The sequence below is a fragment of the Methanobrevibacter millerae genome, from assembly GCF_001477655.1.
Taxonomy (GTDB): Archaea; Methanobacteriota; Methanobacteria; order Methanobacteriales; family Methanobacteriaceae; genus Methanocatella; species Methanocatella millerae_A.
Window position 1 is genome coordinate 1509586 of the sequence record NZ_CP011266.1, and the last position, 26261, is coordinate 1535846.

A 26261-nucleotide genomic window follows, 5' to 3' on the forward strand; every position below is an offset into this window, starting at 1 on the left:
TATATTTTAACCTCTTTAAGCAGATATTGTAATAGTATTTGCAATGTTTGCACCATTATAGCTTGAAGTTATAATGTATTTACCTGCCATTAAATTAATATTTAATTTTGCTTGACCTGAAGAGTCAGTTACTCTGTTGTAGAAAACACCATTTACATTAAACTGAACAGTTTGACCAGCAAACGGCTTACCTTGACCATCAACGAGTGTTGCAACGAATTTGGATCCGTCACGATATTTCATTGATATATCTTTAGCAGACAATACTGGCAAGATTTTAATTTTGTTTGAAACTTTACAGTTCTTGTATTCTCCAGTTATAATGTAGTCACCAGCCGGCAAGTTCAAGTTAAGTTTTGCAATACCTGATGCGTTGGTTTGACGGTTGTACATTACACCATTGATATTGAATGTTACAGTTTCACCAGCACCAACAGGATTACCATCATCACCAATGACTTTAACAGTGTATTGAGTTGCATTTTTGTAGTATTTGGTAATATCGCTGTTTTCTATGAGTCTGGATATGATAGTAATATTGTTTGCCGCATTTTCACGAGTTACAGGGTTCATTGCAGTAAGCACATAAGTACCTTGGCCCAAGTTGAGGTTCAATTTAGCTAAACCTTCACTACCACTGATTTTACGTTCATACATTACACCATTGATGTTGAATTTAACAACAGTTCCTTCCTTAAGGTAGTTTCCTTCACTGTCACGGAAAGTAGCGTAGTACTGGGTTCCGTTTCTGTAAACTTTTACAACATCAGTACCGTTAACTGTAGATAAAATAGTTACAACAGCATTTGAAGTTTCATTGTCAACTGTTACAGTTACATTGTAAACACCACTGTTTAATCCTAAAGCTATGCTTGTAGTACCATTGACATTAGTTGTTTTTGTATATGTAACTCCATTAATGACTATAACAACAGTTTTATTTGATAAATAAGTGCCTTTGTTATCGGTTACAGTTACAACAAATCTTTCAGATCCTTTGAAATATTTAGTTACATCAGGAGCAGATACAATAATTGCTTTTTCTACTGTTGCATTTAATGATTTTTCAACAGGTTCATAATTATTGTCACCAGAGTATTTCACATCAACTGTGTAGTTTCCATCGCCTAAGTTTGGAATGGAAATTGTAGCTTTTCCATCTTTAATAGGAACAGTGTAATCTTTACCGTTTACACTAACAGTAATATTACCTTTTGCATCAGCAGGTGCTGTAACATTTACAATCAAGTCTTCACCTTTTACCGGTTTGTTAATATCAATTGCAATATCAGCATCAGTCTGATTAATGGATGCATCAGCATCAACAGATTCTTTTGAATATCCGTCTTCATCAATTGAATATTCTAAAGTGTAATTGCCTGCATCCAATTTACCTAAATCAAAACTTGCAATACCATTTTTGTCAGTTTTAGCAGTATATGTTTTATTGCCAACAGTTAATGATACAGGAATATCACTTACAGGATTTCCTTCATAATCTGTGACAGTTGCATTGACTTTGACATTTTCACCGTAAACCGCTTCGACATCACTTGCAGTGACATTTACTTTTTTCATTGCAGGAACATTATCCTTGACTGTTGCATTTCCTGGAACATAGCTGACACTAGCATCACCAGTCAATTCATCAGCAACCAAATAGTTTCCAACAACGTTTACATCATCATTAGTTGTTAAAACAATTGAATTGTTACCTGTAGTTGTAATGTTGTTGTTTTCCACATTTACTTTTCCAGCAATTGCTTTAATACCTGTTGTTTCATATGGTATTGACTCCCATACACTAGGAGATCCTACATTGGAACCAGCAGACACAATGGTATTATCTTTAACATCAAGTTCTTTTGCTCTTGATGCAATACCAATAGTGTAATTACCTTCCAAGTTAATATTGTTTCCTGTTACAGTTTCTTTTGCTCCTCCTAATTCCATACCATAGATAACTGCAGCCTTACCTGAAATGTTGTTGTTTTTATGTTCAACTTCCACATTTCCATTGGACATTGCAGAGTATACAGGATATGCTGAAAGCGGAGCATTAGCAACAATATTGTTATCTTTGATAATACCTGAGGCAGGTCCCTCAACATCGATGCCATTTGCATAATATGAATCAGATTCGGAAGTGATGTTGTTATCTGAAATTGTGAAGTTTTCACCGCTGACAATCAATCCATAAATGTATGTGTGACCTTTTGCGTCAATGGTATTTGATTTTACTTTTGCATTATCAGAATTCTTAATGTCAACTGCATAGATTGTATCATAAGATCCAACGACATTGTTATAATTTACAGCAATATCATTTTCACTTAATTCCAAATTATCACAGTTATCAAATACCAATCCTTCAGAAACAGGACTGCTTACCCAGTTGCCTGATCCTGCTGGAACTTCAGCCCAAGGAACGTAACTTGATGGAACAGTAATATTGAAAACATTATCGTTTACAACTACATCTTTGGACTCAGAAATAAGAACCGCATTGTTTAGAGCAGTACCGTTAGTATTTCCTTCATAATTAACTGTGTTTCCTGAGATATTCAAATTATCTGCTTTATTAGCAAGAATTGCATAAGCATCTTTATCAGTTTCACCAACAACATTTAAAACATTGTTAACAATATCCACATCAGATGCATTATCCACAATTATTGCAGATGTAATATTATCCGCTTCAATAGTGAATCCATCAACACATACATCATCAGAAGTTATATTAATAGCAATATTGTTTAATGTTGCATTTTCACCAAGCAATTTCATTGGACGATTGATATTGATTTTATCAGTGTTTTTGTTTGAAATAACACCATCAAAGATCAACTCATCGCATTTTACTTCATCTCTTAAATTACCTTTTTCATCGAAGAATTTTTCAAATGTATCGTTAGTTACAATATTTGATACTTCAAATGAAACGGTAGTTGATTTATTGGCGTATTTTTCATCACCAGAATAAGTTACATCAGCATTATATTTGCCATTTTCTAATTTTGGAATAGAAACACTAGCAGTTCCTTTAGATACTATTGATTCATAGTCTTTTCCATTTACCTTAACAGTAACAATACCTTTTGCATCATCCGGAATGCCACTGACAGTAACAATCACATCATTTCCTAAAATAACATCATTTGCAGATGCATTAATTTCGAATTCAGAGATTTTAGATACAGCAAATGATACTTCAGTTGTGTTTGCAGTGTATTTGTCATCACCTGAGTATGTAACTTCATAAGTGTAGTTACCTTCACCTAAACCAGAAATAACAAATTTAGCAGAACCGTTTTCAACTTTTGCAGATTTACCGTTTATGCTTACATTGCCTGTTGCATCACGAGGAAGTGTTACTTCGATAATTGCATCCTGACCCACTTTAATGTCATCAGCTGATGCTTCAAATTCATAGTCACTTACTTTAGATACTTCAAATTTGACCTCAGCAGTTTCTTTGGTGTATTTGTCATCCCCTGAATATGTAACTTCATAAGTGTAGTTACCTTCACCCAAATCAGAAATTGTGAATGTAGCAGCACCGTTTTTAACTTCTTTAGTTTCATTGTTAACTGTTATGGTTCCTGTTGCATCGCTGTCAACGGTTACTGTAATTATTGCATCTTCACCAACTTTAATGTCACTAGCATTAGCAGTGATGTTTGTTTTGAATGCGACAACAGTTAAGTTTGATGAATTGGATGCAGGATTATAAACATTATCCATATTAATTGAATATTCCAAAGTATATACACCATTAGGCAGTACATCAATGTCAAATGTAGCAGTGCCGTTGATAATATCTGCAGTGTAAGTTTCATTGTTTAATTTTAAGGTAATTACACCTTCAGCTACAACAATGCCGCTTTCTTCCAATACAGTTACATTGATTTGAGTTTCACCATAGGTAATAATTACATCTTCAGCCAAAATAGTTACATTTCCAATAGCCAATTTATCTTCAACAGTTAAATTGACGGTTTGATTATCAACAGTAGCTTCGATATAGTAACCTTGGCCTTCAGTTCCTTCAAATGCATTGACAACAGCATTGTCTATGGTACCATTTTCATCTGCTAAAGTACCGTTGGTAGCAGACATTACAAAATCACGAGGATATAAACTGCCTTCATAATCAGTTACGTTTTCACCGTCAGTTGATTTAAATGCTAAAGTTACATCCTGTAATAATCCTGTTTTATTGGTTGCATTTAAAGTTAATACCAAAAAGTTTTCAGGATTAACAACTTCTGAACTGGTTTCTTTGAGTTTTAAAACATAATTACCAATGAAATTAGAAGTTGTGATTGTAGCATTTTTATATGTAGCATTGTTGCTTCCCCACCAGTTGTCGGAAATATCCATATCAATAGTTTTACCAGCTGCAATTCCTATTTTAGTAATATTATCTGATAAGATTACAGAATTATGTATGGCTACAGATAAGTTATCTCCAGAATTAAGAGCAGCGATTAAATATTCTACATTTTCAAATAAACATCCGTCAAATAGTCTGTGAGAGTGGTATGAACTGCCATCAGTTCTTGTATAGAATAAGCTTACGGATTGTAGGTTTCTGAATGTTGAATTATATACTTCAACGTCTCCAGGCACCAGAGTATAACCTCCCATTGCTAAGTTCCAGGAATTAATTCCACCGAATGCATTTGGAGTGTATCTTCCGCCTTTATCTTCAAATGTGGAGTTAATAATTGTTACATGTTCGGATGATCCGATTGCAAGACAGGTCAATGAATTTTGTGGCATGTATATGCGGTTGGACAATTCATCAACTGTTCTGTTAGTAACTGTGAAAATGGAGTTTTCTATTGTGATATTACCTTTTTGACCACCGAATGCACCGATAGCTACTAAATCCATATTCATTGAATAAGCATTAAGGCTGTCAGTTACTTTAGAATTGTTCATGTATAAAGTACCCTGATTTGCAATAGTGGATAATCTGCCTGCATGGTTTGCTTCAAATGTTGAATTATCAATAATTAAAATACCATCATTACAAATAGCTCCACCATAATATGCATTTGCTTTTTTAGATACATCACCATATCCGTTATCAAAGAAATATGAATTGTTTACAACTAAAGTACCTGCAGTGTTAATAGCTCCACCATAGTTACCCTGTCCACCAATGAATTTGACATTGTCAATTTCGACATTAGCTCCTTCTTCAACATAAATTGCAGATTGGGTATCTCGAGCAGCCCTATTTAATGTAACATTAGCTAATGTTAATTTCGCATTACCTGTCAATGCAGTTATGAAGTAATCTGCAGCACTGTCAGTGACAATAACTTTATCAGCATCTTCACCAACAATAGTTACATCAACAGTTGTCGGAATTCTTAAGTTAGTATTCAGTTCACCAGTGTAATTGCCTTCTAAAACATGAACAGTGATATTCGTAGATTTAGTATAACCTTCACTTAATGCTTTAGAAATAGATTTGAATGGATTGTTTTGACTACCATTACCGTTTTCATCACTGCCTGTGCTGTTGGATACATATAACTCTATACTATCTACAGCATCAGCAATGTTTGTAGAAACAACACCACTTATATAAGTATCGTTTTCAGTTGCATATTCATAAACGCTTGTGAATTGATACTTGGTATTGTTTTTAAATCCTACATATTCCAAAGTTGCATTTTGATTAATTAAATCAGATTTACCAATCACATCACCACCAAAGTAGAATGTTACCTGACCTCCACCAATGATTGCACCTGATGGATGAGATACAGTTACTGTTATGAAATCTGACAATTCAGTCACGTTTTGACTGTTTGCAGTGATTGTTAAATCAGTTAAGTTTGCAAAAACATTGCTTCCAGCACTAGGAGCAATGAATATATCATTTCCGCAAGCTGCAGTATTATCTTTAAAAGTAACATCTTCAATACTCATTTCACAAACCGGACTGGTTTTACCATGATTCAATAAGTATATTGCACCACCATTACCGGCAGCAGTGTTGTTGATGAATTTAGCACCTTTGATTTTAGCACCGGTAGTTACTAAACCTGCACCGTTTGCAGATGCCCTGTTGTTGATGAATGTAATGTTTTCTACAATAATTTCAGGGTCATTACCGCTGCTTCTATATTGAGCAACATAACTGGTTACATTGTTGTTGATAAACTTATCATTGATTGAAGTAATTTGATTACCACTGGCATATGCAATATTTGATGCAGAGCCGGTTACTGTATTTGAATCAAAAGTGTTATTGATACTTACCAAATCACCTTGATTATAATATGCCGCACCACCAGAATAACCACCAATGGTATTGCCTATGAAAGTATTGTTTTCCAAATGTATTACATTATCATCCCTAGTTGCTAACCATAATAAACCTGTTGAAGTTTTACCATCACAGTTTTCAAATAATGAGTTGGTTAAAACTAAATTATAAGCATTGATTGCTTGACCAGACCCGTTAATGACTTTTAAATTATCAATGAATACTCCATCATTAGGAGCTTGGGCACGAACAGTACTTGAGTTTATGACAATATTATCATTCATGGTTAATGCATATGCATCGACAGGATTTCCGTCACAGTTAATAAAGGTTAAGTTGACCAATTTTATTTCAAGATTTTGACCAAATGTGAATATGTTTGATCCGGATGCCAACCATCCAGTACCTGATTTTGCATGTTCAGCATCAATGATTACATTTCCATATGATTCACCTAAAATAGTAATTTTTCCTACATTGGAATAGGACAAGTCCCTGTTTTCAGACCCGTTGTATAAACCATCTTTAATATGTACTATTAAATCCACACTAGTTGCAGTTCCATAATCCAAAGCTTTTTTAAGGGTTAAAAATGGATTAGCTTCACTGCCATCACCAGTTGTATCATTTCCTTCAGTTGAAACCCATACTTCTGCAGGTGAGTGGTCAAAGTTCACTGTTGCCTTACCGTCAACGACAGTCACTTCAAAAGGATTGACATCTGAATAAGCCTGTGTACCTGAAATTGTGTATTCACCGTTTTCCAATAATTTGTTTACAGTTAAGGATGCAACACCGTTTGCTTCGGAAGTTGCTGTACCAACAGTTTTACCGTCAATAGTGAAAACAACTTTTGCGCTTTGAACAGTATTGTCACCATCATCAGTTACATTAGCTTTTAATACAAATTGAGTACCGTCAATTTCCACATCTTCAAAAGCAACTTTTGCATTGAAATCAGATACAGAATAAAGTGTAGCAGTTGTAGATGTACAATCTATGAATTTATTGCCTTTAAGATATGAATTTTGGAAAAATACAATTCCTCCATTTGAACCTGTATATGTACAGTTGATGAAAGTATTGTCAGTAATATTTGCAATATTGTCTCCATTATTGTATCTTACGGCCAATGCTGCTGCGCTATGTGAACTGGTTAAATTTTTAAAGGTATTTCCTTTAATGACAGATTTACCAGTACCAACAAAAACTGCAGGAGTATTTGCCGAGCTACTTGTTGCAGTACCACTTTCAAATATGTTATTTATTAAAGTTACTAAACCCTCATGGGAGAAATATAAATCTACATATTGATAACCTGAATTTTTGTAAAATTTAGAATTTTTAATAGTTAAGTTACCCTTTTCAGAATAAATCGCACCTAAATTGGTAACATAATTTTCTTCAAATACACAGTTATCAATTGTCAAATCTCCGGATGACCTGATTGCTGAACCCATATCAGTTCTACCATGAGTAAAAGTAATATTTATAAAAGTCACTATTGAGTCAGCACTTATTGATTTGAATATTGGTGCTGAGTCATCACCATCAAAAATAGTTCCCCCATTTGAATCTCCAATGAAAGTAAGAGATCCATTATAATTTCTATGAGCTAAGTTAATTTGTAAGTTTGTATTGCTTTCACCGGAATACGTTCCAGGACCAACATGAATCACAGCATTATCAGAAGAATTTACTTCTGAAATAGATTTGTTTAATGTAGCATAAGGACTAGCCTGACTACCTGATCCGGTATCCTCCCCAGTGTCACTTACATAAATTTCTTTGATACTTCCTGCAGAATCATCTGCTGAAAGTATATTATCACTATCTTGTGCACTTGCTGCACCTATTGATAATATAGTTAGTAATATTAAGCTTACTAACATTATTTTATTTAATTTCAATTTTTTATCTCCGTAAATTATTTAATTCCCAAAAGGAAGCTAATCGTTTACATAAAATATTTATCAACTATTAATTAATAATTAACAAACATAATTGATTTAAATTTAATGTATGCATATCCCAAATTCATAAAAAAAATCATGAAAATAAGATATGAAGTAATATATTAATAAAATAATATTTAAAATTTTTCAATTATAATATATAAAAATAATGTAAAATTTATATTTTTTAAAGTTAAATTATATAAAACATCCCAAAATACATAATCAAAACAGAATAAAACACAAAAAAATATAAAATAAAATAGAAAATATTCAAAGAAAAAAAGAAAAAAAATCTCCTAATTAATAATAATTGTATTTGAAATTGTACAACCATTATAACTAGAAGAAATTATATATTTTCCAGCCATCAAATTAATGTTTAAATAAGCAAATCCATTTTTATCAGTCATACGATTATAAAAGACCCCATTAATATTGAATTTAATTGATTTATCAGCAAATGGCTTTCCATTGCCATCCAAAAGAAGTATTCTGAATTTGCTTCCGTCCCTATATTTCATCTTCAAATCATCAGCAGACAGCACATGAAGAACAGTAATTTTGTTAGTGATTCTAAGGCCGTTTGGATGGATTGCAGTCAAAATATACTCCCCCGGAGCCAAATTGATATTCAAACGAGCAATACCTAAATCATTAGTTGTGCGTGTGTAAAATACTCCATTGATATTCATTGTAACATTCTTATTGACTAAAGGATTACCTTTATCATCCAATAATTGCACACAATACTGAGTATCATTTTTATAATATTTCACAATATCTGCACCCATTATTGTTGGAAGAACTGTGATATTAAATGATTCTGCAAAATTGCCGTATGGATTATATGCCGTTAAAATATACTCACCAGGAACAAGATTGATGTTCAACCGAGCAATACCTTCATCATTCGTAACCCTATTATAAAACACACCATTGATATTCATAGTTACGTTTTTTCCGACAATAGAAGAACCAGTACCGTCAATAATTTTCACATAGAATTGAGAATCATTTTTATAGTATTTTACCAGATTATCTCCAAAAATAACTGGAAGAACAGTAATTTTAGCAACTGCAAATGAATTCTCTTCAGGATTATCTGCATAATATGCACAGGCAATTGAATAATTACCTGGATTTAAATTTATATTAAATGTAATCCATCCACCTTTATCACTGGTACGGACATATTCTTGTCCATTAATAGTTATGTTAATTCTTTTTCCAGACAATGGATTTCCCAAGTAATCCACCAGCTGTGCATTGAACTGGGTTCCGTTTCTGTAATATTTGACAATATCATAAGCAAAAATATAAGTAAGATTACCTGATATGATTATTGTATCATCAAAGCTGGATTCCTTATAAGCTGGGTTTCCGTTGAATGCAGCATGAATTTCATATATTCCTCCGTTTGAACCTAAATTGATAAATACATCGCCATTGCCATCAGTTGAAACATTATAATTTTTATCATTGACCTTCACATTTACAGCAGCATTGGCAATTCCCACACCATTATCATCAACCAAAGAAAGTTTATATGTGGTGTTTATCAATACACCGTTGAAACTGGAATTTTTAAGAACAGAATATGATAGAACAGTAATATTAAATGATTCAAGCAGCCCGTCATAAGGATTCTGAACTGTTATATCATATGTTCCAGGCTCCAAATCAATATTCAATCTTGCAGTTCCATTCTCATCAGATAAACATGTATAGAATATTCCGCTTAAGTTCATTGAAATATTTTTATTAGCAATAGGAGTTCCGTCACCCTGCAATAGTTTTACTCTGAACTGTGAAGAATCCATATAGTATTTCACCAAATCTTGACCAATGACTGTAGAAAGTACAGTGATTGTAGATGTCTTATATGCATTTTCAGATACATTATCAGAGACATATGATGTGGCCACGTTATAAAATCCTGGCTTTAAGTCTATCTTTAAGCTGACCCAACCATTTTTATCAGTTATGTTGGTGTAATTTGTACCGTTAATGGATATTGTCAGCAATTTATCAGATAATGGTGAACCTAAATAATCTAAGAGCTGCGCATAAAATTGAGTTCCGTTCCGGTAATATTTAACCAGATTAAATACAAACAAGTAAGTTGAATTGCCTGAAATGACTGTGGAATCTGAAGTTTCAGATTTTTCATAAGTGTTATCCCCATCAAATATAGCATGGATATTATACATACCTGCAATGAATCCTAAATCAACATTTGAAATACCATTTTTATCAGTTACTCCAGAATAGCTTTTATTGTTGATTTTAAATATTATTTGTTTTCCTGAAAGCAGATTATTATATTCATCAATGAGAATAACTTCATAGGTGTTGTTTTGTAAAAAATTACCTTTTAAAATTGTTTTGGTTAAGTTATCTGAAGGTAAAACCTTAATATAATTTGTTGTAAAGCTTTCAAGGTATTTCTGTGAACCCGCATAAGCAGCAGATACCAGATAATCACCATATTTTAACCTGAATCTGAATAATGCTTCACCTGAATTATCCGTATTCTTTTGATAGGAATTGATTAATTCACCAGTTATTGTTGAAACATTGATTAAAATATTTGCTCCAGTAATTGGATTATCCAACAAATCCTTTAAAACAACTTTAAATTCTAAACTTTCATTATCACAAGTCGTTTGATCTTTTCCATTGAGATAAGTTGAGGTTTTATCTGAATCAACAACCAATATTCGAGCATCAGATTTGGATGATATGTAATTAGCTGCACTCATAGAAAATGAAGCCAAATAATTTCCAATTCCTTTATTGATTAATAAACGTGCCAATCCTTCATTATTTGTTGTTACATTGTATTTTGTACCATTAATATCAACATTTATTGGCATATTTGTTAAAGGATGATTATTTTTATCCTTCAAGAATATTTCCAAATACTTATTGTCTCCAACCTTCATTATAACATCAGAGGCATATATTGAAGTCGGCATATCATAAACAAGAATATTATTAGTTTTTTCACAAAATATTCCATAATATTCATTGGTATAACGATAAGTAATGTTGTAAGTACCAGGAAGGAGCTTGATTTGCATACGTGCTTGGCCGAATGCATCAGTTGTCAATTTATATGTTTCTACAATTTTATCTGAAGAAATTGTTGCAAGAATTGTTTTACCATACTGACTGAAAGCATTAGGGTCATTGAATGAAATTACAAAGTATTTATTCTCACTATAATATTGTGCCAGGTCACTTGCATTCATTGAAATCTGTTCTATTACAGTTTTGTTGCTTACAATAATTGTAGCGGCAGCTGTTGAATCTTCATACCAGATATTTCCTGCATAATCCAAAGTTGCCAGATATGAACCTTCATTTTCATTTATTACAAATGTTGCAGCACCGTTTCCATCAGTAACACGACTTAAAGTTTTAATTACGTTTCCTTTGTATAAATTCATAATTATTGTTTCATTTGGAATGAATCTGCCATACATATCACTCAAGACAACATCATAAACTCCGTTTATTGGTATTGTTACATGATGGAATCCTGAAATGATTGAAATAACCTTTTCAATAGTTATTACTGCTGAACCCTCAGCTGATCCATAAATATTATCTCCAGCATATGTTGCCCGAATATTATAATTGCCTGGAAGATAGTTTATCGTAAGCTGTGCAACACCATCATTATTTGTTCTCAAGGAGAACTTATCTGAGAGATTTCCCTGTGTAATTACAACATTGATATTTTCACCGCGTATCAGTGTTCCATGCTCATCTTTCAATGTGATGTTATAGACATTGCCTGTTCCATAAAATACAACATCCGGTACATCAATGGTTGAATTTACAGGACGAATGGTTATTTGTGATTTTGATTTTGAAGGCAAATACCATGCATCACCGTTGAAGCTTGCTTCAATATTATATTTTCCAACATCCAGACTCAACAATAAATCTGCACGGCCAAATTCATTTGTAACTGCATCAACAGTTTTAATCTCACCTTTTGAATTGACTATTTTGAATTGAATTGTTCTGTTTATTATTCCGTAACCGTTCACATCATTCAAAATTGCATTGAAATTATTGTTTTTACCGTAATATGTCTTGTTTTGAGTTACAACATATGTTGGAGATGATAAAACATTGACATATGCAGTATTATTTGATGCTTCGAAATAACCGTTTCCATTATAATAGACATTTATTGTATATAAACCTACAGGATACTGGAAATTAAACTCATAGTATCCGTTATCATCGCTTATGACATCAAATGTTACTGTTTTGTTTTTAGAATCTAAAATTTCAACTGTCAATGTCTGGTTTGATATTTTATATGAATTTACATTGATTAGATTAAATCCATACCTGTTGTTTCCACCATAAAATACTGAATTTTCCATCAGTATCATTGTACTTGTATCAACTAAAGATAAATCAAGAATCTGATTGTCGATTCTTGCAAAAACATTCACATCTTTTGAGGTGTCAGCATGAGTAATGTTTGCATAAAGAATATTATTTGAGAGTGTTGAATTAAGTGGCTGTATAATTGCATTAAGACATGATAAAAATACAGGTCTTTGATTAATAACATAATTTAATTTAACAACTTTCCCATTTTCATCCACCAATGAATCTAAAGCAACTTTTATGCTGTCTTTAGATAGATTAACTAAACTCATTACTATCCAGTTGTCCAATTTCAAATTGCCTAAGAACAGATAGATCTTTTTGGAGTTAGGCTTTTGATTGTCACCCCACCAATTAGATGAATAGTCCACATCACCAGAATATGAAAATATGTCATTACCTTCATAATAAGCACTGTTATTTACAAAGACAGAATAATGAACCTCTTTTGCATTGTATAATGCACCGCCATAAGCCGCATTGTTTGAAATGAATGTGGAATTTATAACGGTATCTGCAGTTACAAGGCCATCCCCTTTATATGAATTTCCTTCTTTTATGATATTGGAATTGTTTTCAAAGTAGGAATTATTCACTTCCAATGATTTTATGGCAGCTAATTTGTTTCCAACAAAAACTGATGAATTGATTGAGTTAAAACGACCTAAAGGACCATAATTATTTACAAATACAGAATTATTAATAAATCCAGCAAAGGAACCGTGGTCTTCTGAAATGTAAAATCCATAGGTATCAGAGTAATAATTCATGGAGTTGAACTTAAATGTGTTGTCAATGAATGATGAGTTTTCAACATATGCATAACTTGAATATGATGAATATTCAGACAATGAAGCTGACAATACCACAATAGGATGCATATAAATAATACCCAATTCATTTTTTCTAAAAATTGAATTGTAAATCTCTATAGAACCATCAATTGGAAAGAGATAATTATAATTTTTATATATTGCATTAGTATAATATTTTGAGGCTGATTCAACTGTAATATTATTTACATAAAAACTGGCACTTCCAGTCATTATTGCACCTCTGTTTTTATAGAATGATGAATTGATAACTTCAACCACCCCTCTACCGTCAATGATTGATGAGGATTCTACATTTTCAAATTTGGAATTTTCAATAGCTAATTTACCTCCGTTTACCACAAATAGTGAATCACCATACCCCTGAGAAAGAACTGTAAAAGTAATATTTTTTATTGTAAGGCTTCCCCATGACTGTATTCTGAATATGTTTCGTGCATTATCCCTGCTCATTACTGCAGATTCTAAACCTACAATGGTCAAATTCTTATTAATTACCAAATTTGAATTGGCACTGTATGAATATGTTCCATTAAGCAGATAAATTGTATTTCCATTTAATGCCTTGTTGATTGTAAAGTCCAATGTTTGGTAAGGAGATTCATAACTTCCATCACCATATCCATTACTTCCCCTAGTTGGAGAGACATACAATTCATAATCAGTTAATCCAGTACCAACTACTAATCTAAGTCTTTGAGAGTCTATTATTGCATAAACAAGTGAACTTTCCGTGTTTTCCAATAAATAATTATTGAATACAGCATTTGATAAAAATGCACTACCCTGTTGGAATCTTCCGTTTTGTGATTCAAATTTTACTTGCCTTATAGGAAGCAAGTCCACATCATCCAATTTGAATAATGATTTGCCGTCACTGTATTTATTTAGACTAACAGTGAATGGATCCGCTGTTCCTACAGGAATTGGTGAATTTTTATTTTCAAAAGTCATTACAATCCAATTATCTGCAGAAGTTTTTGCATATTGAATATTAGGACCATGATTATCTCCCCACCAGTTTAAAGGAGCATAAACTTCACTTATACCACCATTGCCACTGACAGTACCCAAAATAATACTGTAAGTTACATTAACTTTTGATGAAAATGAATTTATCCCATCATTGAATATTGATGAAACAGCATTTAATGTAGAGTTAGATAACAAAAAGGAATTTGAAAATCTTCCGCTTAAAGTAGTGACTCTATTGAAAGTTACATTGGAATTGTGAATTCTTAACTCGCCAAAGGTAGAATTGAATGCAGTTAAAATTCCATTTTCTTGCTGTAAATTGTTAATGATGGAGTTTTCAACATTGATGTTAATCCCGTAATTTTTTCCACTATCATAATCATAATTAGAAATCAATTGCCCAACTTTTGAATTTTTAACGCTGATTGATTTAGCATTATATAATGTAGCCTCCACACCATTGCCTGATTTGAAATTCAAATTTGAATTTGAAATTGTTGCATTTCCAAGATTAACTAGTACCTGAGCCAATGTTGAAGAAGAAATATCACTGAATTGTGAGTTATATATTCTTAAATCAGCATTGTTAAAGATAAGACCCATAAAAGAACTCATCTTTTTAAATGATACATGATCTAAAGCCAAATCACCATAATTTGTAATGATAGCAGTATTTTTTGAATTTACATCAGCAAAACCGTTGATAAAAGTCAAATTATACAATTTTAGAGAATTGGAATTTAAAATATTGAAAAATCCATATTTATTTTCACCGTCAATGACAACATTTCCTGACATTGACTGTATAGTTAAATTCTTATCAATCGTTAAAGCATTGTTTAAAGAACCTTTATAGGTACCTTCCATCAAAATAATAGTTGAATTATCTCCACCAGATTGAATAGCTTCGTTTAAATTTGAATATGGAGCATCATAACTACCATTTGCATATCCGTTATTCGAAACATTTACATAAATTTCATTATGATTTATTCCTATAACATTATCAACAGAATTTGATATTAAATCCTGTGATATTGTTATATTTTCCTCTGTAGCACTAACAAAGGATAATGAAAGAATAAAAATTAATAATAATGAAAAATATAGAATTATATTATTATATTTAATTTTTAACACCTCAAAATTTTATCATTTTAATGATAAAAGTCCATAATGTTTTAAGTTATGTTTGAAGTATTATAAAAAACTATTTAAAAAAAGAAGAAAAAGAATGACTTAATATTCATCATCACTCTTTCGCTTATAACCAAATATTAACAAGAAAACTAGGATAATTACAAGCAGTATTGATAAATAAATTGCCATATCATCATCAATTTTCTTATCTACAGATTTATCCTCAATTTCATATGCATTTAAAGAATCACTTGAACTGGAAGATGAAGATGATTCACCTTCTGATGATTCTCCGGAACTTGATGCAGATGGAGAAGTAGCGGAAATAGCATTGGATACTAAACCAAAAGTATCTAAAGACTCGTCAAATTGAGAGCTATTTACCTTACTTACACTATTACCCTGAGCAGTACCATTCTGTGCATTTATATTACTATTCCTTCCATTTCCACCAGAATTTATATCTGGATTAACAGAATTATCATTGTTTCTTGGATTGTAAGAAGGAATATTCTGATAGATAAACTCAGGATTTCCAGTATTTGTATTAGGATTTGGACTAGGAAGTGGAATGCCAATAACTTTAGCCACCACATCGTCAATTAAATTTCCTGACGGATTAGGATTAGGCAATCCTGGACCGCTATACTGTCCACCATCACCATCACCCAAATTAAATCCCTGACCCTCATGATTGCCATTCGGTCCGATTACATTACCGCTATAACCTCCTTCGGAATTGCCAGTTCCCCTTCCAATATTTGCATTTGTAGATGGATGTGAATTTGTTTGTGTAGGATTAACCACACTTGGAGTATCACCTCCAGTATCCTGAGGATTAACTGGAGATGCAGGACCATCACCATTATCTTCATCTTCTTTTGGAGTAATCCATGAGACAATTTCACTCAATCTGGAACCAAGTCTCATGTTAGGGAAATTGTAAACAGAATCATCAGCATTAGCTGGACGTCCATTTAATTGTGTAGGACCCCAGTAGTTATATCTCATATCCGCAACTACTCTTGAGCTGTCACTTGTTATATAAGCTGAAGATATAGTACTTGATTCAGGAGCAAAATTATTATAAATGTTGGATTGATGCACTGTAATGTTAGCTTGTCCAACACGCATAGCGCCACCAGAAATTAAAGCCATATTGTCTGATATCGTTGAATTATAAATATTCAAATTATTTTGGACATGACCATAGTAATAGTAAGAATCATAGCTTAAAGCTCCACCATATCTTGCTGAATTATTGGTGATTACAGTTCTAGTAATTAGGAAGTTGTTTGAAATGAACAAAGCTCCACCAGTACTTCCTGCACGGTTTCCAACAAAATTACAAAAGTCAATTAATGCATCTGGTGATTGTACATATAATGCACCACCATCATTTACTGCCTGATTATCAATGAAATTTGAATTAAGGGCATTAAATTTATTGAATGCACCGTAAACAGCCCCACCATCATGATTATTATTGTATAAATAATTATCTGCAAAACCACCATTTTGTACTTTAGTATCCTCTGCACGATTGTTTATAAATGAAGAATTTGTTATAATTAAATCAGCATTGGATTTAGCAGTGTTTGATGCTCCAACATACTTTGTAGCTATTGCACCACCTTTATGAGCAGAATTTTTATTGAATACTGTATTATCAATTATTAGGCCTGTGTTATTGGAATAAATCGCACCACCTTCCCCAACAGGTAAGTTACACATTGAAGAATATGAATATGTTACTCCAGTAACAGACCATGTTGAAACTGCTTTTCTAATCATACAATAATCAAATGTAGTGATTGCTTTATTGTCATAAAATATTGTATTGTTTACAATCAAATCATGAACTGAATCTGTGTAAATCGTTCCTCCATGAACACCTTGATTCGCATATAAAACTGAAGAATTTATTATTATCTTACCAAAATCTGCTATTGCACCACCGATATGAGCCAGATTTCCATATATGAATGCATTTTCAATAATCAAATTGCCATAATTTAAAATTGCACCACCTTTACCGGTATCTCTGCAGTCAATAGTGTATGCATGATCTTCATCCACCTCATTATCAAATGAAGGATTTGAATTATCATAATATGAAGAGGAATTACATAATGTTGAATTATTAATGATTAAATAACCATTATTTATAAATAATGATCCTCCATTCACATTATGACCATTTCTAAATACAATATTGTTAACTGTTAAAATACCTGATTTTGATATAGTAAATAGCTGTTTTAAATCTGCATCAATGATTACATTTCCATCAAAACCAGTAATTGTAATGTTTTTATTAACATCCAAATCAGATTCGAAATAAATTCCTCCTCCAACATAAATTACTGCATTGTTCAGTGCATTTTTCAATGCATGACCTATGCTCGCAAAAGGATTTGATTGGCTACCGTCACCAGTAATGTCACTACCATTTATTGATACAAATATATTATATGGAGTATTGTCGGTTACCAAATCATATTTGGCATTAACTGCATAATTGGAACGTTTAGACCCATTACTGCTTATCAAATAATTTTCAATTATCCTATTTGACAGGTTCGTATCGGAAATTATTTCAACAGCATAATCATCAGCATTTAAAGAATTGGATATGATTCTATTATCAAATACATGATTATTAGATGATTTGTCTGATAGATAAATACCTGATTGATTTGTAACTAAGGAATTACCATTAATTTTAATATCATTAGATATTATTGAATTGTAATGGGAGTTCAATGCATAATAACCAAATATTTCAGATGCGTTACCAAGAATTATATTATCTCCAATAAGTGAATTATTTGAATTAGAAGAAATGATAAAAATCAATTTATCACCAATACCAGTGAAATGATTATTCAATACACTAATATTTTGAGAATTATTGATAATTAATGCATCAGATTTTGAATCTATATTGAACATATTATCAGATAATAAATCTGACAATGTATTATTCATTTTTATTATAGAATTACTGATTGTATTATTTACCAAACAATTGCCATATCCTTCATCAATTAAAATTAAACTTCCATTAAAAGTATTGTTTAAAATATCCAATTTTGAAACGTTATTCAATTGAATGGTTGAGTTGACAAATTTGATATTTGACATGTTGGAATTATTTGAACCCTCATCGAATATCAAAATCACAGTATTATCCAAATTAGATTTGTAACTTGAAACATTAACCGGAACATCAATTATTAACTTCTGATTATCTGATAAATTTAAAAGCAATGTATCATTTTGCCTGACAAAAGTTGAATTCAATTTGGGATTGAAATAAATGCCATAATTCAATTGACTAATAACATGAGTATTAGCAGTTAAATTGATTATGGATTCATTTTCAATGATATTTATTGGATTTGTTCCATTTGAATAAATCGTATTATTTATAATGCTTACATTATCACAATGCTCGGAAACTAGAATTGCACTGCAACCCTGACCGATGACATCGAAAACATAATCCATTGTAATGTTATTTCCAAAAATGTCCAAAATGTTATTTGCAATTGAAATATTATTTGACCTGTATGATGCAATACCATAACTTCCGCCACTTTGTGAGAAAAGATAATTATTTTCAATATTCATTGAATCAGACATGTGCAATTCAATCAGGTAGGCCATTTTATCTGCATGAATGATTATTTCATTGTATGAAACATTCCACCCATAAAGCCTGCCGATTACATTTACAGCAGCAATTCCATATCCACAGTCATCAGAAACAATATTGATTTTATTACCAATAACTTCACTTTCAACAATAGCATCAGAAAATATAGCTTCACCCATATATGAAGTTATCATAATTATAGTATTATTGTTGATTTTATAATTTTTAGAAAATTCCCTATTATAAATATATGAACGTGGACTATATGATGAAATACTGATTCCATATGCATAATCAATTTTCGAATTGACATAAATGTTATTGTTTGATATGATATTATCTTCACCAACTCCACAAACAAAAATTGCTGAGTCATAATCAGTCTTTTTCTTAAACATTGATGTTATATTATTGTTGACAACACTCATATCATTAACACCATCCAAAACAACAGCACTTTTATCATAATTGATAAAATTAAAATCCCTAATCAATGAACCTGAAGCGTCATCTTCAAAGGTTATTGTAACATTGAATAACAAATTATTCTGCTTGTTGCTGACAACATTAATCTTTTCATTGAAGAAAATATTTTTATTTGAAATGAAAGTGAAAAATATTGTTTTGGTTGCATTTGCCTTGAATGTATAATTCAAATATCCGTCCTCATCAAAATATTCATAGAAATTATCATCATCGATAACTAAAGCAGTAGCATCATATATAACACCATTGACCATATTGTCTGAATCAATATCTGCAACTGCATCAGTGATATCCTTATATATACCAACACTAGCATTAGTTTCAATGACATTGGATGAAATAGTTGTATAGTATACTAAACCTTTAAGATATATTCCATAACTGTCACTGGTAATCTTATTGTTGGATATTGTATTATTATAATACCTATCAGTACCAGAAGTTGTAATGGATACTCCTCTTGTATTAGTAATAATTATATTATTATCAACAGTATCATTATTACCATATATTGTAACTGCATCATCATGACTTGACTTGACTTTATTGTTATGAACAGTAGAATAATTACCTACAATAGCTATGGCATTTCCATAATTATCTACACTTATAGTATTGCCATATACATCAAGATTGTTTCCTACATGCAAAGCCTCTTCAACATCAACATATGAAATATCATTTCGGGTAATAATGCCTGTTGTGCCTTCACTGCCATATACTGCTAGACCTATTTTTTGACTTGAACCGTATATGGTATTATCACAAACTGAAATATTTGCACCATTAACAGCAATTCCAACAGCACTACCATTTACATTATTGCCGTGAACTTGGGCATTGCTTCCCATTACATTAATACCGTAAGATCCCTTTGAAATGGTATTGTTTGCAATTACGGTATTTTCATGGTTTGCATAAACTGCCTGAATTATAATTGACATAGGCAATGTACAAAAGCCTATTAATTCATTGTAAGATATTGTGCATCCTTCACATAATGCAGTGTCAAGTCTGCCTGCAAATGCGAATGGAGAGAAATAAATCAAATTGGTAACAGACATGTCTGAATAGCTCAATACTTCGATTTTATTTCTTGAAATAAAGTTATAATGACTGTTTGACATGATGATGTTTGATGAAACATATGTTTTCATGTCATTGTAGACAATATTGTTCCTGCTTGATGAATGCATTGGAAGGGCATAGACTCCACCAGAGTTAGCAATTCTAATAACATTATAAGAAATGGTATTGTTGCTGGTATCAGATAACCATATTCCATGCAAATAGCCTACCTGATTGGAATTAATTGACAAAACAGCTTCTGTATTGTTGATTGTAAGTCCTGTTACTATTGAACCGTCACTGCCTTTAATCAAATGGATAAATCCATTAGAAATTTGATCAGATGAACTGTTAGGCATTATTGTCAATTGACGGTCTATAACAAAACCTCTATCAGATATATTAGCTATTTTTAATACATCACCTGATTTGATATCTGCATCCTTTTTAATTTCACCAGTATATTTATTAAAATAATTATCATATGAATCCTGATTAATTTCAATTGTTTTTCCTGAAATTGAATCACCAAACAATTCATTGACAACTGCCGAATCATTTAAATTATTAGCACCATACAAATCATCTGTCTGATTAGTTGCAAATACCATATTTAATGATAAGATAAATAAACAAATTAACATTAATGAAATCAAAATATTCTGTTTTCTTATGTTTTCACCTCCTTTTAAGTCAATTATAGAAATTCAATAAATTTTATTTATAGTAAGAATTATTTTACTATAAGAAAATATTAGTTAAAATAATATTTAAATATTTACAATTAGAATTTAATAAAAGGTTTAGAAAAAAAAGCATAATACACTAATTATTTCCATCAATTCTGCAAATAACTATATGAAAAATAATCATAATTTACAGATATTATATAATATACTAAAATTAGACAATTAAAGAATAATATAAAATAAATTAATGATAAAAAAATTAAAATGATTTAATATTATTCAGGCTAATGATTCCTGCCTTTAGTCTTCGAAGGCCTTCATCCAATAACTTTTCAGGACATGCTATATTCATCCTCAAGAAATTGTCGCCGCACCTGCCGAAATCACATCCTGCAGACAAGAACAATCCCTGATTAGTCCTTAAAAATTCGCTTAAAATTTTTGAAGATACTCCTAAAGCAGAACAGTCAAGCCACAGCAAATAAGTTGCATCGCTTTCAACCAATTTTATTATCGGCAACTCATTGGCCAAATAATCACGAACAATAGATTTGTTTTTATATAAAACTTTTTTAAGCTCATCCAGCCATCCAGATGACTCATTATATGCTGCCATCACAGCTGATGTTGCAAATACATTGCAGGCATAGGAGTTGTCCACATGCATTTGAGTCTTGATTTTTTCAAGAAGTTCACTGTTCGTTGCATGAACAACTGAGCTTTGAAAACCAGCAATATTAAATGATTTTGATGGTGACAGGCATCTGATTACATTATCATCTGATACAAATGGATTATAATCAACTCCAGGATCAGTCAAATCACAGTGAATCTCATCGCTTATCAAAATAACATCATGTTTTTTGCATAGATTGCCAATGCGGGCCAAATCACTTTCAGACCAGATTTTACCAATAGGATTGTGGGGATTGCATAGAATCATCAGCTTAACTTTTGACAGTTTTTCATCCAAATCGTCAAAATCAATTTTATATTCACCATTTTCATATATAAGTTCATTTTCTAGAACTTTTCTATCATTTTCTTCAATAACATAAAAGAATACATGATAGACCGGTGTCTGAATAAGTATTTCATCTCCGACATCTGTCAGACATCTAATCATTGATGAAATTGATGGCATCACGCCGATTGAATAGGCCATGTCTTCACGTGACATTTTCAAGTCATAGCGTGAATCCCACCAGTTAATATATGATTCAAAAAGCTCATCAGGAACAATAGTATAGCCGAAAACAGGATGATTGGCTCTTTTTAAGATGGCATTCTGAATTGGAGGAGCCACCTTAAAGTCCATATCCGCTACCCACATAGGAATATCATCATCAAAATAGTCCCATTTAACGGAATTCGTATTATGTCTGTCTATAACGCTTTCAAAATCATATTCAGTATTTTTCATGATGGATTCTTTCCTCATCAAATTTATCCATGAACTTGTTTTCCCATCCTTCAGCAGGATAGCCTAATGTGATAATGCAGTATGGCTTTACATCAGTAATATCATCAATTCCAATGATTTCACCTATCTTAGTCATTCTTTCTTCTTCAGGTGCTACACCATTCCAAAGGCCACCCAAACCTAAGTTGACCGCTTCAAGCAACATATTCTCTGCTGCTGCACCCATATCCTGTTGCCAAACGGTTTTATAAAATGCCCTTTCAATATTTGCAACAAGCACAATTGCAACAGGTGCATTGGTTACTCTAGTCTTGATTTCTCCAAGCTTAGCCAAAGTATCCTTATCCTTTACAATAACAAATTCCCAAGGCTCAGCACCCAATCTTGATCCTGGTGCCTGCATTCCTGCCTTTAGAATCTTTAGGATTTTTTCGTCTTCAACATCTTTATCCTGATATTCACGTATGCTTCTTCTAGTATTGATTATAGTTTCAAAATCACTCATGGTATCACTTACTTAATTCGGCACCTATTTCAAAGGCCTTTTCTAAATCTTTTGGAAATTGAAGAACATATTGTTTTTGCTTTGCTTCTTCACTGAATCCTGCCATATTATATTTTGAATATTTTGCAACCTGCAGAGTATCACAAACTGGATATGATACGACTTTTCCATTTAAAAAGTTAAATAGATATTCTGTTTTTGCCAGATTGTCCTTCATGTTATTGTTGAAAAACTCCAAAGGAGCATTCATCGTATAGAATAATCCAACATTAACCTTTCCGGCATAATAGCTTGATCCGTCATCATAGGACAATATGCAGAATACCAATCTTTCAACCAATGCTCTAAATTCACTTGTAGGCTCTCCGAAATATATTGGAGTGCCAATAAGTAATGCATCAGCATCAAAAATCCTTTCAATCAATGGTGACAAGTCATCTTTCCAGTAGCATTTACCTTTAGTTTTATCCTGCATTTTACAGATAAGACAACTTCTACAACCTTTAAAAGCCAAATCATATAAATTAATGTATTCTGTCTCAGCACCAACAGATTCTGCTCCCTTCTGTGCAGCTTGCATGATTTCTGCGGTGTTCCATTTTTTCCTTGGACTTGCATTAATCACAATAGTCTTCATGAAATAAATTATATGAAACAATACATATAAAGTATTTCAACAATCAAAAAAAACTTTTAAAAAAAATATAAAATTAAATATTGAAAATTAATTAGGTGAAAAATTATGGAATATGAAATTAAAGGTGGAGCATTTCCAATCGTAGTTTGTAAACTCCAAAAAGGAGAAAGAATGAAAGATGAAAGTGGATCAATGGCATTTATGAGTTCCGGAGTTAAAATGGACACCAATACTGGTGGAGGAGTACTTAAAGGTCTTGGTAGGGCAATTTCAGGAAATTCATTCTTCATAAACACATTCGTAGCAGAAAAAGACAACCAAGAAATTGGATTTGCATCAAATTTCCCTGGAAAAGTTATTCCAATCAAATTAGATGGTGCAAATTCAATCATTGGTCAGAAAAGATCATTTTTAGCTTCAGAAGATAGTGTAGAAATTGATATGTATTTCCAGAAAAACCTTGGAACTGGAATATTTGGTGGAGAAGGATTCATTCTTCAAAAATTCACTGGAAACGGAATGCTATTTTTAGAAATTGACGGTGAAGTAATTGAACGTTATTTAGAACCGGGAGAAGTATTGTTTGTAGACCAAGGACATATTGCTGCAATGGATGAGTCAATTGACTTTGACATCGAAAGGATAAAAGGTGCTAAAAATTGGTTATTCGGTGGCGAAGGAGTATTTTTTGCTAAATTAGTAGGACCTGGAAGAGTATGGGTACAAACCATGCCGATTACAAAATTAGCTCAAGCATTAATCCCTATGCTCCCTACAAAAAAATAAATAAAAAAAAGTTTATTTTCAATAAACTTTTTACTATTTTTTATAATTTAAAAAATTAGTTAAAGTGTGTAAATACACACCAAAATTAAAAAATCTATTTTTTAGCTTCAATAACTTTTTTTCCATTCATGTAAGGGACTAACACTTCAGGAACTTTAACACTACCGTCAGCCTGCTGGTAGTTTTCTAAAATACAGCACATGGTTCTTTCTGTTGCAATAGCTGTACTGTTTAATGTGTGTAAAGTTTGAGCATCTCCAGAACCTGCTCTTCCAATACGGGTTTTTGTTTTTCTTGCCTGATAATCTTTACAGTTGGTACAGGAAACCAATTCTCTGAATGCACCTGAACCAGGGAACCATGCTTCCAAATCATATTTAATAGCAGCATTATCATTTAAAGCAGATGATACGATAGCTATTATCTGATATGGAAGTCCTAATTTTTGATAGATTCTTTCAGTCACTTCCATCAAGTGGTCATGCTGGTTTCTTGAGTCTTCAGGTGCTGAATAGATAAACTGTTCTATCTTTTCAAACTGGTGGACTCTGAATATTCCTAATGTATCCTTTCCGTGTGAACCTGCTTCCTTTCTAAAACAGGTTGAAAGTGCACAATATCTTAAAGGCAAGTCTTCAGGTGAAATGATTTCATTTCTGTGAAGTGCTGCCAAGGTTTGCTCAGCTGTTGCAATAAGATACATGTCCTCATTTTCCACTTTATATAAAGTCTCTTCAAACTCACCTAATTCAGAGGTTTCTGCTGCAACTTCGCCTTTTACAAAGAATGGAGTTTGCATTGGAATATATCCTTCAGATTCAAGTTCAGATAATGCAAACTGAATTAATGCAAGGTTTAAATGCAATATATCTCTTTTCAAATAATAGAAACGTGCACCAGCAATGCTTGCTGCAGTTTCCAAATCTGCACCATCAATTTTATTAATTAAATCAACGTGGTTTAACAATTCAAAATCATATTCTGGGATTTCACCATAGGTTCTCACAACGACATTATCGTCTTCAGTGTCTGATACAGGCACATCATCATCTATGATGTTTCCTACCTTATACCTGTAGTCATCCCTAAGCTTGAGATACTCACTATTTTTAGCTGTTAATTCCTTAATTTCTGAAGCTACCTCTTTTGAACGTTGGATTACTTCTTCTAAATTACCTTCTTCTTTTGCTTTTTTGAATGATTTAGATAATTTATTTTTTTCAGATCTTAAAGAATTTAATTTTCTTTCACCTTCTCTCCATAAGGTGTCATATTCTATAACTTTTTCAACATTTTCAGTATCTCTAAATCTTTTCTTCTCAGAGTCAATGATTAATTCCGGATTTTCTCTGAATAATTTTATATCTAACAATTTATGTCCCCATTAATATTTAA

8 protein-coding genes are annotated in these 26261 nt (G+C 31.9%); 1 reads left to right on the plus strand and 7 read right to left on the minus strand.

All coding sequences use genetic code 11. The features are described from left to right. Positions 1 to 15 precede the first annotated feature (15 nt). The 6 genes from SM9_RS06630 to SM9_RS06655 form a co-directional block, all read right to left on the minus strand. Positions 16 to 8199, minus strand: a complete 8184-nt coding sequence (locus tag SM9_RS06630; RefSeq protein ID WP_058739393.1) for an Ig-like domain repeat protein — start codon at positions 8197 to 8199, stop codon at positions 16 to 18. 344 nt (positions 8200 to 8543) lie between these two features. Next, the gene (locus tag SM9_RS06635) at positions 8544 to 15611 is read right to left on the minus strand and encodes an Ig-like domain-containing protein (RefSeq protein ID WP_058739394.1); all 7068 of its coding nucleotides are present in this window, start codon (positions 15609 to 15611) and stop codon (positions 8544 to 8546) included. A gap of 99 nt (positions 15612 to 15710) precedes the next feature. Next, complete coding sequence (locus SM9_RS06640; RefSeq protein WP_232299102.1) at positions 15711 to 21437, minus strand: NosD domain-containing protein; 5727 nt, start codon at positions 21435 to 21437, stop codon at positions 15711 to 15713. A gap of 337 nt (positions 21438 to 21774) precedes the next feature. Continuing rightward, positions 21775 to 22938, minus strand: coding sequence for a MalY/PatB family protein (locus SM9_RS06645; protein ID WP_058739396.1), 1164 nt, complete (start codon positions 22936 to 22938; stop codon positions 21775 to 21777). Further along, a complete protein-coding gene (locus SM9_RS06650) occupies positions 22925 to 23443 on the minus strand; it encodes a nitroreductase family protein (protein ID WP_058739397.1) in 519 nt (172 codons plus the stop codon). The genes SM9_RS06645 and SM9_RS06650 overlap by 14 nt, the downstream gene beginning before the upstream one ends. A 4-nt stretch (positions 23444 to 23447) precedes the next feature. Beyond that, the gene (locus tag SM9_RS06655) at positions 23448 to 24080 is read right to left on the minus strand and encodes a flavodoxin family protein (protein WP_058739398.1); all 633 of its coding nucleotides are present in this window, start codon (positions 24078 to 24080) and stop codon (positions 23448 to 23450) included. 105 nt (positions 24081 to 24185) lie between these two features. Here SM9_RS06655 and SM9_RS06660 point away from each other — a divergent pair, with 105 nt between their 5' ends. Continuing rightward, entirely contained in the window at positions 24186 to 24866 is a 681-nt protein-coding gene (locus SM9_RS06660; protein WP_058739399.1) for a TIGR00266 family protein, read from the plus strand. A 94-nt stretch (positions 24867 to 24960) separates the two neighbouring features. Here SM9_RS06660 and serS read toward each other — a convergent pair whose 3' ends face one another. Beyond that, entirely contained in the window at positions 24961 to 26238 is a 1278-nt protein-coding gene (gene serS, locus SM9_RS06665) for a serine--tRNA ligase (protein WP_058739400.1), read from the minus strand. Positions 26239 to 26261 lie beyond the last annotated feature (23 nt).